At 34.9% G+C, this 14,846-nt stretch carries 14 protein-coding genes; 11 read left to right on the plus strand and 3 right to left on the minus strand.

The window, feature by feature from the left end:
• Window positions 1-222: 222 nt before the first annotated feature.
• The 7 genes from AB5Z01_RS12750 to AB5Z01_RS12780 all read left to right on the plus strand — a co-directional run bounded on the left by AB5Z01_RS12750 (window position 223) and on the right by AB5Z01_RS12780 (window position 5,691).
• On the plus strand, window positions 223-684 hold the full coding sequence (locus tag AB5Z01_RS12750; protein WP_117957102.1) for a DUF4869 domain-containing protein: 462 nt from the start codon (window positions 223-225) through the stop codon (window positions 682-684).
• Window positions 674-1,627 carry a hypothetical protein gene (locus tag AB5Z01_RS12755; protein ID WP_287216433.1) on the plus strand — a complete coding sequence of 318 codons (954 nt, stop codon included), beginning with the start codon at window positions 674-676 and terminating at the stop codon, window positions 1,625-1,627. Before AB5Z01_RS12750 ends, AB5Z01_RS12755 begins: the two co-directional genes overlap by 11 nt.
• Before the next feature lie 470 nt (window positions 1,628-2,097).
• Window positions 2,098-2,844, plus strand: coding sequence for a hypothetical protein (locus AB5Z01_RS12760; RefSeq protein ID WP_303259267.1), 747 nt, complete (start codon window positions 2,098-2,100; stop codon window positions 2,842-2,844).
• A gap of 133 nt (window positions 2,845-2,977) precedes the next feature.
• On the plus strand, window positions 2,978-3,664 hold the full coding sequence (locus AB5Z01_RS12765; RefSeq protein ID WP_303259268.1) for a hypothetical protein: 687 nt from the start codon (window positions 2,978-2,980) through the stop codon (window positions 3,662-3,664).
• A 3-nt stretch (window positions 3,665-3,667) separates the two neighbouring features.
• Complete coding sequence (locus tag AB5Z01_RS12770) at window positions 3,668-4,114, plus strand: DUF4869 domain-containing protein (protein ID WP_330023615.1); 447 nt, start codon at window positions 3,668-3,670, stop codon at window positions 4,112-4,114.
• Window positions 4,104-4,532, plus strand: coding sequence for an ABC transporter ATP-binding protein (locus AB5Z01_RS12775; RefSeq protein WP_227221117.1), 429 nt, complete (start codon window positions 4,104-4,106; stop codon window positions 4,530-4,532). Before AB5Z01_RS12770 ends, AB5Z01_RS12775 begins: the two co-directional genes overlap by 11 nt.
• Before the next feature lie 532 nt (window positions 4,533-5,064).
• Window positions 5,065-5,691: a hypothetical protein gene (locus tag AB5Z01_RS12780; protein WP_265290697.1), complete on the plus strand. Its 627-nt coding sequence runs from the start codon at window positions 5,065-5,067 to the stop codon at window positions 5,689-5,691.
• 80 nt (window positions 5,692-5,771) lie between these two features.
• On the opposite strand, the gene AB5Z01_RS12785 is transcribed toward AB5Z01_RS12780, so the two are convergent.
• The 3 genes from AB5Z01_RS12785 to AB5Z01_RS12795 form a co-directional block, all read right to left on the minus strand.
• Entirely contained in the window at window positions 5,772-7,022 is a 1,251-nt protein-coding gene (locus AB5Z01_RS12785; protein WP_368365585.1) for a tyrosine-type recombinase/integrase, read from the minus strand.
• Between the two features lie 65 nt (window positions 7,023-7,087).
• The gene (locus AB5Z01_RS12790) at window positions 7,088-7,297 is read right to left on the minus strand and encodes an excisionase (protein WP_117876691.1); all 210 of its coding nucleotides are present in this window, start codon (window positions 7,295-7,297) and stop codon (window positions 7,088-7,090) included.
• 127 nt (window positions 7,298-7,424) lie between these two features.
• Window positions 7,425-9,248 (minus strand): hypothetical protein, encoded by a 1,824-nt coding sequence (locus AB5Z01_RS12795; protein ID WP_287216438.1) that lies wholly within the window; start codon window positions 9,246-9,248, stop codon window positions 7,425-7,427.
• Window positions 9,249-9,517: 269 nt separating this feature from the next.
• On the opposite strand from AB5Z01_RS12795, the gene AB5Z01_RS12800 reads away from it, so the two are divergent.
• The 4 genes from AB5Z01_RS12800 (at window position 9,518) to AB5Z01_RS12815 (ending at window position 14,707) form a co-directional block, all read left to right on the plus strand.
• Complete coding sequence (locus tag AB5Z01_RS12800) at window positions 9,518-10,759, plus strand: hypothetical protein (protein WP_287216439.1); 1,242 nt, start codon at window positions 9,518-9,520, stop codon at window positions 10,757-10,759.
• Between the two features lie 667 nt (window positions 10,760-11,426).
• Window positions 11,427-12,578, plus strand: coding sequence for a phage/plasmid replication protein (locus AB5Z01_RS12805; RefSeq protein WP_195221033.1), 1,152 nt, complete (start codon window positions 11,427-11,429; stop codon window positions 12,576-12,578).
• Window positions 12,579-12,719: 141 nt separating this feature from the next.
• A complete protein-coding gene (locus tag AB5Z01_RS12810) occupies window positions 12,720-14,051 on the plus strand; it encodes an ATP/GTP-binding protein (protein ID WP_195221034.1) in 1,332 nt (443 codons plus the stop codon).
• Window positions 14,051-14,707 carry an RloB family protein gene (locus AB5Z01_RS12815; protein WP_195221035.1) on the plus strand — a complete coding sequence of 219 codons (657 nt, stop codon included), beginning with the start codon at window positions 14,051-14,053 and terminating at the stop codon, window positions 14,705-14,707. Before AB5Z01_RS12810 ends, AB5Z01_RS12815 begins: the two co-directional genes overlap by 1 nt.
• Window positions 14,708-14,846 lie beyond the last annotated feature (139 nt).

Here is a 14,846-nt window from a genome sequence, read left to right on the forward strand (position 1 = left end):
CTTTATTTTATCAGATTTTTGCCTATCTCTCTTTTCTTTTTTCTTAATTTTGTCCAATATCTATTGTAGCACTACAAGTGTGGCTTGTTTTTTATGCGATCCTGCTTGCTTTCCCCGCAGAAAAATGGTATAATGAGAATAACAAAATTTTTCAAGAAGGCAGACTGTATGGGCGTATACGTCCGTTTCGCTTGTGAATAATAGCTATAAGGAGATGGTGTTGTGCTTAGAATATTTTTTGGAAAACACCCTAAAGAAATATACAATACTGAGGTCTATTATGCAAATCAGTATGATAAAATGTGGGTCATGGAACCATTTGCAAAAAAGATCATTAAGGATATTGATGACTCAACTGTAATTGGCCCTGATCTTATAGAAAACGATATTTTTGGCAAATTTAATTCAACGGAATTGTCAGCGGGCGTTAAGACTCTTTTGCTGATATATAATCAGCCTAAAAAGATCTTCAATATTTCAAATTGCGGAGATAACTGCTCAAAGTATCTGCTTGAAATGGCTGAAAACAAGGATATTACGGTATCATTGCATCATTTGATGGACTTTGGAAAGTCTTTTTCTGTGAAAATAATAAATGAAGGGAAAAGAAAAGTGATTACAGACCCAATTGAATATTTGATGCTTGCAGATAGATATCTGAGGAGTGAAGAAAATGAGGGGTAAAATAAAAATACAAATAAAAAACAGGCACATAACGTTTAATTTTACTCTTGAGAGAAATGTAACGATATTGACAGGGGACAGTGGCACTGGAAAAACGAAACTCATCAATATGGTGAGAAACTATTCCGAACTTGGTGAACAAAGTGGTGTAATTTTAAAGTGCAGTAAACCTTGCCTTGTATTGTCAAATGCTAATTGGGAAACCATTCTTGAAAATACCCACGAGAGCATTGTTTTTGTTGAAGAAAGTACACCATTTCTATCTTCTTATGAGTTTGCAAAAGCGATTCAGGGTTCTGATAATTATTATGTTCTTGTAACAAGAGAGCCGTTGGCGCAAATTCCATACAGCATAGATGCTATCAGGAAGATCCATAAAAATGGTGCAAAACCGAAGTTCGAGAAGATATATAAGAACATTTCAAAAAAGGATATATCAGCATTTCCGTATGATATTGTGATCGTTGAAGACAGCAGGTCGGGTCTTCAGTTCTTTAAGAAAGCAACTGAAGATCACGATCTCGAATGTATCAGTTCTAACGGAAAGAGCGGAATTGTAAAATTACTGGAACAGCATAAAGGTAAGCATATTCTTGTAATAGCCGACGCTGCGGCACTTGGTTCAGAAATCAAAGAGCTTATGTATTTAAGGTCTGTATCAAATAATAAGATCGATCTTTTTTTGCCGGAGAGTTTTGAATGGCTTATTCTTCGCTCGGCGATTTTTGACCGTAACGATAATGTTCAAGAGATTTTGGCTGACCCGGCAGAACATATAGATTGTGAAAAGTATTTCAGCTGGGAGCGTTTTTTTACTGCATTGCTGGTGGCAGAAACTAATGGCAGAGCAAATCTTGAGTATCACGAGAACAAGAGCCATATCCCTTCCGGATATTTATCCGAACAAAATATTTATTCTATTTTAAATGCAATGAAAAAATAATAATAGACAAGCCATACACTATGCCGATTTGACAGCACGGGGTGTGGCTTGTTTTTTGTGCAATCTGGCTTGCTTTCCCCGCAGAAAAATGGTATAATGAGAATAACAAATATTTTCAAAAACCGCGATGATAACACTTTAAATACAGGTAAGAGGATTAGATGCCTCTGACTGTAGATATTATAGAGCTTTATTTTTAGATTGTGATGTACTTGATATGACTATAAAATCGCCCTTGAACAAATCTATCTGTACCGAATGGTTTAAAAATGACATAGGTTTATGATATACACTTAATACAAGCAATTGATAGGCAATTTTCGTTATACTAACCTTGATAATATATATTAGATACATTACCATTTCCAACATTGAAAGGTTGAAATTGACAGCCGAATTGTAGCGTTGCGAGCTGAACTTAAAAAGTTTATTGAGTTTAAAACAAAAAACACAGAAAGAGAGTATGTAAAATGTCGGACAAATCAAATATGTTTTGGTCAGTTTATAAGAAGTTAGAAAGTGACGTTGTAGATTTATCCTACTATATTCATTTTTCAGATGAAACAAGTGAAAACGGGCACAACCAAATATGGACATTTTCAAATAAAATAGCAGACCTATTAATCGCTATAAGTATACAGATAGAGTCTTTGTTTTTCGAATTATACAAAATAGAATTTAAGCGCAGTTCAGATAGTATAGGAGCAGCAATTAATCAGATTAATAAGAAGTGGAACTTGTCGGACAAACAAGTAAAAATAATCTCGCCAAATATGTATTTTACTGATACACATGGTTTGGGAAATGAATTTGCCCCAATGGGATATATCCCCAGTGATGAAAATGATTATTATGTTGCATACTGTTCAGTAAAACATAATCGAATAAATGAATTACATAAAGCTAATATAAACTCATTAATAAGGGCATTAGCAGCACTATTTATATTGAATATATATTATTCTTTTGAAGAAATCCAAATAGACAAAATATCAGATTATAATTACACTTTAAACTCCAATGTCTTTATAGTGAAATTTTCCATAAACGAATGCTCGTCGAATGATATTTTATTTGTAGAAGAAGATGCTGACTATCTGAAAAAAGTGTCGGAATTTTCCAAAGGGATTCCAGATTTTGAAAGCGAAGAATTTCTTAGATATCAAGATGAAACCCCTGAACCTAAAAGATATACCATAAAATTAAATAAACAGTAGAAACTCTAAAATGCCGAAAATTAACGAAAAACTTTACGAGATTATTTTTGAACAGGTCTCTAATCTTGATTTACGCATAAAAAAATGATATAATTAAAGCAGATTGTTTATTGCAAAAAGTTAGGGGTTTATTATGAGTAAATATGTTTGGTGCGAGGATAGTGCTTCTGGGTTTGAATTTTGGAAAAACATTTTCAAAGTGATAAATCCTGAGTTTACTGTACAAACTAAAAGAAATAATACAGAATTACGAAAGGCAGCATCAAGAATTGAGGCTGATGGCAACGAATATTATATTCTAATAGATAGTTCTGTTGATAATCATGATGTTGTACGTGAAGTGAAAAAATTAAAAGAAAGCGTAGAACAAAAAGAAAACGTTCAAATAAAAGAAATCCATTCATTTGAATTTGCGCTTTTATCTTTTCAAAAATTAGAGGATTGGGTATTTGCTAAAGACGATGAATTGAAAGATAAGAGAATAGACTTGCTTAGAGCAAAAGATGTTTTTGTAGATATACAATTGAATTCTAGGAGTCAAGAAAAACTTATAGAACTTAAGAATAGTCTTAACTATTCAAACAACTACAACACAGAGCAGTTGTCAGCAAAACTGTTGTACGACATTACACGTAATACAGGATTTGAAACTGACAAGGGACATCTTGGAGAGTGCTTTGTTAATAACTGTTGTGAAATGGAAAACAGACAAGCAGACGACATTTGCGGTTTGGATACAAATAGGCTTTCTTCGGAGGATAAGGCAAGACAAATTTATCAGTATTCCATTTTAAAAGATGTGTTGCAGTTAGAGAGGTAATAAATGATTACAATATATAAACACGGTCAGATTCCAAAATCAATAGAAATTGTTAAATTGAACGATGTTTATTTTAACAAATATACTGCTCAAATGCTGGATAATAAGGCAAATGAGATAATTGAAAAAATTGACCACGCTGAATTGACCGGGCCATATACAATTAAATCACGTTTTGACGGAACAACGCTGAATACTGATAAGCTTTCCAGTGGCTGCAAGACGGTATTGAATATAATGTACAATACTGATAAGATTTTTGACATAAGAGAATGTGGTGATAATGCTCTTGATATGATCTATTCTCTTGATGATGGAAAAATCTGTTGTGATTATCCGCTTATATCATTTGATATGACACGAGTGAACGTGTACGATAAGAGTAAGAAGAAATGCAGAGAAATAGAGGATTATGAAGAACTGAAGGAGTGGTGGAGCAATGAAGATTAAACCGATCGTGATGCAAGAGATCAATACTACCCACACTTCCTTCATCATTGATCTACATTTTGATTACAACGTTACTTTTATCACAGGCGACTCTGGCGTTGGCAAATCCGCTCTGTATTCATTTATTGAAGAACTGTCTGCAAATGATAAAAGAATAAGGTGCTTTAATTACCTTGACCAAAAAAAGAATTACAAAGCTTCAATAAAAAATTCGAAGGATAAGCTTTTTGTAATAGACAATGCAGATATTCTGTTGGACGATAAAATGAGGCAGTATATTGCTTTTGATGCGCAAAACCAATATGTAATAATAGGGCGAAACCCCACCGGCTTAATGCTTGAGTTAGATGAGATCTACGAATTGTCAAGCGAGAATATCAATGGCAGAACACTATTATCATTAAAGAAAAGCTTTTAAACGAAGAGTTGGAAGATAGATTCTAAAAAAAGCTGTTTAATTTTTTCAGCCCAATAAAATCTAAACTGTTTTATAGTAGAATCCCCACCACCCCACCAAATCCCCATACGCCAATTTTACGCCAAAATGGCGTAGGTTTTGCGAGAATATATAAACTTTTGTAAAAAGCAAAAACGTCGCAAATCCAGTAAAATCAAGGGTTTGCGGGCTTTTGAAAAGATATAAAAAGGCGGTGTGGGTATTTCCCTACAATGAAGACGTTGGAGTAAGAAAGTGTCGTAATTACGGGCTTTTCGGTGCATTTAGGTCACATTATTTTGCACCAATGCACCAAATCTGCACCATTTTCATGAGGTGCAGCGTAAAGATATGATAAGTTATCACCGATATGGCTTTGTGGCTGTGTCGGTGATTTATTTATGTAAATATGGTCGAACTATTGATTTATTTGTAAAAAAATGATATAATTGTTCTGAGGTAACCCGTCTGTAATAAAAATGTTGTTATTTTGATTTGATAAGGAGGAAAAATAATGTATGCAGTAAATACATATGAGCAGATCGAACGTCAGGAAAGAGAATTGAATGAGAATCATATTATTATTTTACTTTTTGTTAGACCAACTTCAGTAGGTGCCCAAGAGATCATAAACGAATTCTCATATCTTCATCATGATTCAAGGGAATACTGCTCAATTTATGCGGTTGGATATACCGATGGTCCAAATGAATTTGGATATTCTCGTAAGGTTGAGGGTGTAGATGGTGTAGCATGGTACTATAGCGATAAGGAATTTATTGACTTTAAAGAGAAACTTGGAAAACGAATAAAATGGAGATATAGTGGAGAAAATGAACTAATAGTTTTACAAAGTAATATAGATGGGAAAAATATATTGAACTTTCAAAATTATGTAGCTATTAATATAAGCGAAGGTTTAAGACAGGAATATATCTGTTCTTATCAGAATTTTATGGAAAGTCTTATCGAAAGTTCAAAATCAGAAGTAGAGGCTTCAACCGCAATCAACAGAGCAACAAGATTAAGCATAAAAAAAGTAGCTATTGAATCTTTAAGGAGTATAAAGAGAATTCCTGCACCAATAGAAAAGGTAATCGAGAATAAGATCTTTTATAAAACGGCACATAATCATTTATAAAACGTTGTTTTTTACACATGAAAATTTCAGCAAAAAAATACCGATATGAATCCAAAATAGATCGTATCGGTATTTTTCTATCACTCATCTGACTTTTCAAAACTGCCACCATTAGAGATAAGCCTATCCAGCTCTCTAAATTCCTGCTGTTTGAAATCCTTTGTGGCGTCGGTGTAGACGTTCATTGTCGTATCAAAATCTGCGTGACCTAAAACATCTTGTATGACCTTGATGTTTACGCCCGACTCGCAAAGACGTGTTGCGAAGGTATGACGGAGAATGTGACAACTGAAATTCGGTAGGAGCGTGACATCGGCGTTCTTTGGATTATTCGCAAGCTGCTCACGATTGCAGTCGGCTATCATTCTTTTCAATGCACGATTCAGAGTGCTTTGATTATGCACGTTCCCATAGCGATTTGTGAAAATAAAGTCGCTGTACCCATCGATGACAACATCGCATTTTATCCCTGCTTCCTGCTGGAACTTTCGCTCTTGCTCAAAAGCCGCCTTTACTCCTGAAAGCATAGGTATAGTTCTTTCACCTGAACGAGTTTTCGGCGTATGGATATTGTAATGACAGCCGTTCTCACTATGGTTGAAGTAGACTAAGGTATGGTCAACAGTTATCAAATCATTCTCAAGATTAACGTCCTGCCAGCGCAATCCTGTTATCTCACCAACTCGCATTCCTGTGTTCAACATTATGTAGAAAATAGGATACCAATGATTACACTGAGGGTACTTCAGCATATAGTCGATGAATAACTGTTGTTCTGCAAGAGTTAGCGAGATACGTTTCTCAGTATGTTGTTTGCTCTCAAGTTTCAAATGCCTGAGTGCGTTATCAGAAGGGTTGTTCATCAGAAAATTTTTTTGCACGGCAAAGTCAAGCACCTGATGAACTACGGTATGGATATTATCTACAGTGTTAGGTTTTAGCCCTTTTACCTCGACAAGCTCGTTGTAGAAACCGAGTATATCCGCATAGCGTATGCTCATTATCTTGTATCCGCCCAGCTCGTCACGGACAAAAGTATTGTACATATAAAGATAATTCTGATATGTATTTTCTTTAAGACCCTTTTTAAGCGAAAACCACGAGCCTGCCAGTTGGTCGAGAGTCGTATTCATAGAGTCCACTCGGATACCATAAGCTTTGTTAGTTTCAACCGTCTCCTCTTTTTGGCGAAGCTCGTCCAACGTTTTCGCATAAATATAAACTCGTTTTCCGCTGCGTGACTGATAACGGTATCTGTAAGTGCCGTTTGCTAGCTCAGATTCGCCTTTTTTAAGTCTTTTTCCTTTTGAATATCTGACCTTATTCTGCATTGCTATTTCCTCCTTATAAAAACGAATATCTAAATTCTGCTGAAATTTAGCTTTGGTTATATGATTCAGATAGAATAAGCTCTCGCCATATACTCGTCAAATTGCCTGCGCTTGATAAGCCTTTTATTTCCCACCCACAAAACGAACGGACAGCGTTCGTCCGCCGTGAGTTCTCTCAGCTTGTGCTGACCGATGTTTGAATAAACGGCGGCTTCCTCGATAGTGAGGTTTTGCTTTTGAAATATAGGGACGTTGAGTTCCCTTTCTCTGACCATATCCATAATCGTTTACCTCCTTGGTATCTTGAAAATAATGTATTAGTGTAAAATAGGACTTTGCTCCTTTTTATGGGCGTTGTTCGACTTTCTTTCTATTCTTTAGAAAACTGCAGTTAGTATGGAGTTAATAAGGCTCTTGGTCATCTATGTTTTCAAAACAGTCGTCCGAGTTATCTCCCCAACTGCCATAATCAGAAGATCTTGAAGTATCGTCCCAGCCATAATGCACTTCGTCTGCCGATATATTGGCGATCTCAGCCTGACATTCTTTCAATCTCTGCAAGTATAGCTGATAATATTTTCTGCTCTTGTCCTCTGAAATAGTAGATGTGTACTCGCCGCCGATAACTTTGAGCAGGCCATAATATCTTAACTGCGCCGATACTTTTTGTTTACTGGGTACTACCTCAAGCTCTAATCTGGTTTTCAGCCAATTTGTCAAAACGTCAGCCTCAACGCAAAGGTAAGAGCCGTCAAAATAAAAGACGTATCGTTGCAGATATTTGTTTTTTCTTGCTTTTTTCGCTTCTTTGGAATATTCAGCAAAATCGGCGGACACAATGTCCTCTTGGAATATGCCGAGAAGTATCTCGTCGATAAATTCTCTGCCTATCTTATTATCATCTGTCAAACAATGGTCTATCGTGTCGTTGATACAGTTTTCTATCGAGGTCTTGCATATGTTAGATAAGTCTTTGATATGCTCGTCCGTAAGATCGTGCTGTTCTTTAAGATAGCGTTTAAAAATATCCAGCGTGATACAAAGTATCTGATAGGTACGCATTATCCGCTTTAGCTTGCCGCTATTTTCATTGCCGATATTGCTATTATCGTTCTTGCTTTTGTAATACGCTGATTCATCGGATATTTTTTCATAATTCCAGCACAGCCACAAGATGAAGTCTTTTAGAAACGCAATGTACTTTCCGTGCTCTTTTTTCAACAGAGTAAGTTCATCGCTGTCAAAGGCGTTTTCAAGCTGGACTAGCAGACACCTGTTTATGGTGCTGTTGTTTTTGATGACATATTCTGCTGTGACGATAGCTATGTTGTCGAGTTTCACCTCGATGTCTTTGTAGTGGCAGTTGCCGCTGCTTTGATTCATTTGTATAAAGTCGCAGAGCTTTGCTTCGTTGGAATTTCTTATCCTCGATGATACCGTGCGATTCAGGTCGTCGATAACTATCAATGAATCTTTCAGCTTTGCGGCTTTCTTGATTGCATATTTATCGCTGGACAATGAAACGATGTTGTCGTGATCGTCAAAAATATCACTGAGCAGCTTTGAAAATTCCGTTTTGCCAAGCCCTGAATCGGCGTAAATGTATATGGTAAAACCATATTCGTCTAACTCGTTCTCGAACATCGGCTTGACATAAGCGACTAAGGACGCTATGAATGCCGCCGACGGGAACGATACCGAATTTATAAGCTTGTCGAGATATGAAGTAAAGTCGCCGCTGTTATCGCTTTTCTTTAGCTTTATAGTGCTTTCAGAGATAACAGGGTCTTCGTCGGAAGCACTGACGACCTCGTCGCCTAAGCCGAAAACGATTTTTCCGTTTGGCAGTTTCAGATAGCCTTGATCTATGGCATAGTTCTCTGCCGGTGTTTGGCCGAATACGCTCAGTTTCACTACCGATGATATGAATCTAGAAAACAGGTTGTCGCTGCAAAGTGCATATATTTGATAGTCGAAAAAGATGTCTAAAGCCTTTCCCTCTATCGCAAGTGCTAGCGGACAATCGAAACTATACGTCTTATCCTGCTCAGCTAGCTTGATGTGAAATCTGACGTACTTAGTACAAATGTGCTGGGTATTGATAGTGGAATAAAACTCTAATTGCATTATCGACCATTCCGTTATCTTGCCTTTTGAGTTGTAATAACAGCCGTCTTTCAGTATATACTCCTGCGGCAATTTTGGAGTTAATAATAAAGTTTTCATAAGAAGCTCTCCTTTTAAGCAAGTAGTAGTTGAAATATCTGTAAATAAGTGATATAATAGAAGCACTACAAAGCTGCTGACACATAGTATTTTTGTTGTACTTTATCTCTATCAGATCATCTGTCTGTTTAGAGTTTATCACACCAAGAACCGTTAACGCAAAGATGTTAACGGGTTAACGGCAAGTGAATACTCACAAAGTTTCAGCGCGATTTTTATGCTACTTGTACATATGCGCTGATTTATGTTGAAAAGGAGGAAACATTCAAATGGAAGAAACTCATAAAAGTTCGTATCTTTCTCTAGGTATCTTTTTGAAACTCTTGTCAAGGTATACTAGAAAAGATAAAGCCATAGCAGAAAAAAGATTTTTGGGAGCAAATAATACTGTAATATCGACAACTATATTCAAGTATTTTATCTCTGCGCTTACTTTGAATTGGTATGCTGATGATAATGAACGAGCGGATACATTGAAGAGCTTGAACAGCAATCTGATAAATTGCAAAAAGGAACTCTTCAATTTTAAATTTCTTATGCCGGAAAAAGATGAGATAAAAGCGGCATTTATAAAAGATATACAGTCCGATACGCCGACATCGCTTGCGTTTATGACCGAATTTGTTTTGTATTGCATTGATGAAAATAAGTGCAGACAAATGGTCGATGAACTGCTGAGAGCGATAAGAGATGATAAGGACATCGCCGACGATACAGCGTTTTACATTTTCGGAAACGGCAAAAGTGCGACTAAAAGTGAAATGGTCGATAAACAGTTTAACTTTACCGCCGACTGTTTCCTGCTGGGAGTATGGCATTTTCTTATCAGTGAGCGTTCGGACAGTAACTGCATTGGCCGTGACACACTTGTTGATTGGTACGGCACTTCAACTGAAACATATGGTAAAAGCCAAATAGGTACTGAACTAAGACGCAACGTATGGGAACCGCTAGGACGTGAAATAAGGGTCATTCCGTCTGAACGCAAGGTACTTAAAGAAGAAAAAGCCGTTTCGCAGGACAATGCGGAGCAAGAGCATAAGCTGTTCGTTTATGATATGGACAGTCTTTCGGAAGAAGAAAAAGAGAGTTTGGAGCGTTTGAAGAAGAACCGCATACTTCGTGATCTTTTGAGAGCGTGTCATATTGGTACTTGTGATAAGAAAAATGATGATAATAAAGATGACAACAACTATGCGGAGAATTATGAGCTTTTTGTTATGGCGTTAAAAAGATGTGAGCTGCTTGTTTTAAATAACAATAACGCTGGTCGTATCAAGGAGGATGTTATCACGCTTTGTAAGCGGTTAGAAAAGTTTATAAAGTTGATAAAGCAAAAAGATACAAATAATTCTTCCGATAAGTCATATTCTGCATACAATAATAGTGTGAAACAAAAAATCACTAGCCGCAAAGAAGTTCTTGATAGAGTTTACACCACACTATATGGTCACTATCCTGTGTTTAGCGATGAACAGCTCTCTGATCTTTTATCTGTTGTTAAAATATAAACCTCGTTCATACTATACGGCTGAGATGAGCCGAGTGCTAAATCAAGCACACTCTTTTCCTTATAATTACATTGAATTTTATTTCTAAACAAAAAACCGCAAGTTTTACGCTGTTGATTCAAAAAACGGCTTGTACTTGCGGTTTTATTCTTTTTATAATATGTGTACTCTAATAAATTCCATTTAGAAGCATCTTTATTGCTTTACGACTGGCAAAGTGAAATGCAAATATATTCACATTTTCTTATGTGATTTTCTTTGCATAAAAATTCCCCCTATCATAGGCTCGAATTTTTTTCAAGTGTCTATTATAATGAGATTATATCAGAAAGTCAATTTGAGAAATTTACGAAAAATATAATAAATATTATAGCGATGAATAGATTCAAATTAGAGCTAAAATATGTATATATAGGTTAATAATCCATGCCCTGTTTGTTAGAAAAAGGGAGTGGATTTTTTTCTTAGTAAAATAAAATTTATAAGTATTTACTTATAAAAACTATATTATAGCTATTTTTATCATATAAAGTCAATCTTAATAAATGTTATCTATCTCCACTAGATATAAAACACCTATAATTCTATCTAATTTAGTCTATATTTAATTATTTTTTATTTTAGGACAACAATAAACTAAAATAAACCGAAAAGGACGGTGCGTAAATTGAGTAATTATTTTATTCATACAATAGAACTAATAAAAGCTATTGATATAGAAAAATATAAAGAATTAATTTCTAAATGCAATTTTAATAGTAAAAATTATAAATGGATAGGATTTCAAAATTTTATAAATTTAGAATATATTCAATATGGAATAAGGTTAGAAATAAGAAAATGTACCAATAATGAAATTAAAAATTATAGCAAGCCATTTTTAATTACAGTTATAGTTAATATGAATATGTTGATATATAATATGGATCTGACAAAGCAGATACATAGTACTGATGAATTTGATGAAGCTATAGAGACACTGTTTGACATTATGGATAAGATCGACTCAGACTTCCAGATAGGTGACATAGATGAATCTAATCTTAGCAGACTCGACATCGCAAGAGATGTACATGGCATTCCCGAGAATATTATCAAGGAAGTAAATAAGATGCTATACAGAATACCTATGTATGATGGTTATACTAATAATAAATCTCTTGAGGAAAATTGTCCTTCATTTATGAGAGAAAATTCTTTTAATATAGAAAATAACTCTCAAGGATTTGAATTTGTAGTATACAATAAGCATCAGGCTGCACTTGATAATTGCTATTATAATAAGTGTGTTGATTATTTTAAGGACACATTAAGAATAGAACTTAGGTGCAAGAGAAAATATATAAGACAACATTTCCTAGAGAAAAATTTAAAACGGACTTTGAAAAATGCTTATGTAAATATGTCGTCATCAGTAAGCCGCGTTTATAACAGGCTTTTTAAATTTCCTACTAACCTTTGTCATCTTGAAAGCAAGATGATGATAAAATATCTTTTTGATGAGACAGGCAATAAAAAGGCAAGGTGCAGAAGAATGGTCACTTTGCTTGATGAACTTGATAAGTATCCGAAAGAAGATCTTCAAACTGCACTTGATAATGTATACCCTAGCGATAAACGCCAGAATAATATAAAGAAGCATTATGAGCGTTATGGTGTTTCTCCAATTACAATGAGGGGCAGACCAATACCATTTATTCAGTCTTTGGATTCTTTGCTGGGATTTTATCCTCCTACAGATCAGGAGATTAAACTATATCTAATGGCTAAAAAGAAGTATGGTAAGTCGGTGTTTTTTCAGAAAGCTTTAGTGGAGTAATGAAAGCAATAAAAAGTTGTTTTAAACTTTGATTTTGCATATTTCTTGCAAAATCGTATGCAATAATATTGACAAAGTCCTTAAATTGCGTTATAATATAATAAATAAGTTGCGATAATTTTACAAAACGGAGATGGTTTTATGTTGCTTAGTTTTAAATTAAAAAATTATAAATCATTTATTGATGAGGCTGAACTGGATATGACTAAGAAGCCAAAACAAACTGAGCTTGACTATAGCATCTTAGAAGAAAACTGCAATAAGAAAAAAATCAGGGGTTTGTGTTCTTCTGTTATTTATGGTCCGAACGCTTCTGGAAAGACCAACATAATAGGAGCTATGGATGTTATGAGGGCAATTGTACTAAGAGGAAATATCCGTGATTCAGAGGATGAGTCCTCGCCTAATCGTGCTGCATTTTTGCTTGAGCTTATTCCGAATAATATGTCAGAAGAAGCAGAGCCTGTCGAATTCTGCATAAAGTTTACGACAAATGGTTTGTTGATAGAGTATGCTTTGAAACTTGATCTTGGAAGTTTTCTTGATACGGACTACGATCGTAAAATCGTATCTGAAACACTTTTTGTAAATCAGCATATGATCTTTCAAAGAGAAGATGGTCTTAAGATCGGCAATCTTGCAAATATTTCCGACTATGTGCCATATGCTCAAGGACTCGGAGCTGATTTTGCTGAAGATATCATTCTTAACAGCCTTAATGATGAGGAACTGTTTCTGACTAATGGATTTAAGCTAATTTTCAGTAAAGACCTTGTCAAGATCATAGTTGATTGGTTTTCATACAAATTCATGGTGATTTATCGTTCTGACTCAATGCAGCTGATAAAACGATTCTCAGACCCTCAGAAGAAAACGATCTATATTGATAAGACCACTAACAAGGCGGCTGAAATATTTGGTATCGGTTCAAATGCACTTGGCTATGTAGATAACAAAGAAGATAATAAAACAATACTTTGCTCTATGATGAAAAATGCAAAAGGCAAAAAGAATTTCGCTATTGCAGCAGAAATATTTGAATCTTATGGTACTTACCGATTTGTAAATCTTTTTCCGTTAGTCATTAAAGCTATACACACCGGTGGAACACTTGTTGTTGATGAATTTGATGCATCTATCCATCCAATGGCATTGATGAACATAATAAATATCTTTCATAATGATGAAATCAATATTCATCACGCACAGCTGATATTCAATACACATAATCCAATCTTTTTGAATGGCAATATATTCAGAAGAGATGAGATCAAATTTGTTGAGCGTAATAAAGACCAAGCAAGTTCAATTTATTCGTTAGCTGACTTTGGTACTTCCGGTACTTATGGAGTACGTAAAGGTGAGGACTATATGAAGAATTACTTTGTCAGCAGGTATGGAGCAATAAAAGATATTGATTTTACTCCGATATTCGAGGAACTCATAGCTTCAGAAAAGGAGGAAAAATCATAATGAAAAGAAAAACTCAGGTCAAGTATTATTTTTCCGTTGAAGGTGACACGGAGAAATGGTATTTAGACTGGCTGGAAAAAATCATCAACAATGATCCTAACTCTGTTATAACTGTAAAACTGGATAGTAAGATTGAAAAAAGTCCTCAACGCCGAGTGAAACGTATGTCTATAATAACTCAAACTGAAATCTGGCATCTATGTGATTATGAAAGTAATGGTCATCAACACTCGACCGAATTAAAAAAAGTTATTGATGAAATGGCTGATATTAAAAATCATGGTAAAAAAGTAACATACAAATTTGGATATAGCAATTTGACTTTTGATTTGTGGATCATTCTTCATAAGGCTGAGATGAAAGCGCCACAAACTCATAGAAGCAATTACCTGCAATATATAAACAGAGCATATAATGAGCATTTTGAGAGTATGGATAAATACAAGCAAGAAAGGAATTTTAAAAAGTGTTTATCTAAACTTACACTTGAAGATGTTCGTACGGCGATAAAACGATCAAAACAGATAATGAAACAAAATGAAGAAGTAAATGTCCCGAAAAAACACAGAAAATACGAGTATTATGAGGAAAATCCGTCTTTGGCTATATGGGAGATCATAGAAAAAATACTTAAAGATTGTGAACTGTTTCAATAACTATAACTTACATATATTATTGACTTAATAGTGTCGATTATATGGAATATACGATAATCACCCGCCCCTGTACTGAAAAACACAGTACAGGGGCGGTTCTTTTTTCACCTCTTCCTCAAAAACTCAATAACACTAAACT

The sequence above is a fragment of the Ruminococcus sp. RTP21359st1_H3_RTP21359_211015 genome, assembly GCF_040909065.1.
GTDB classification, from domain to species: domain Bacteria; phylum Bacillota; class Clostridia; order Oscillospirales; family Ruminococcaceae; genus Hominimerdicola; species Hominimerdicola aceti.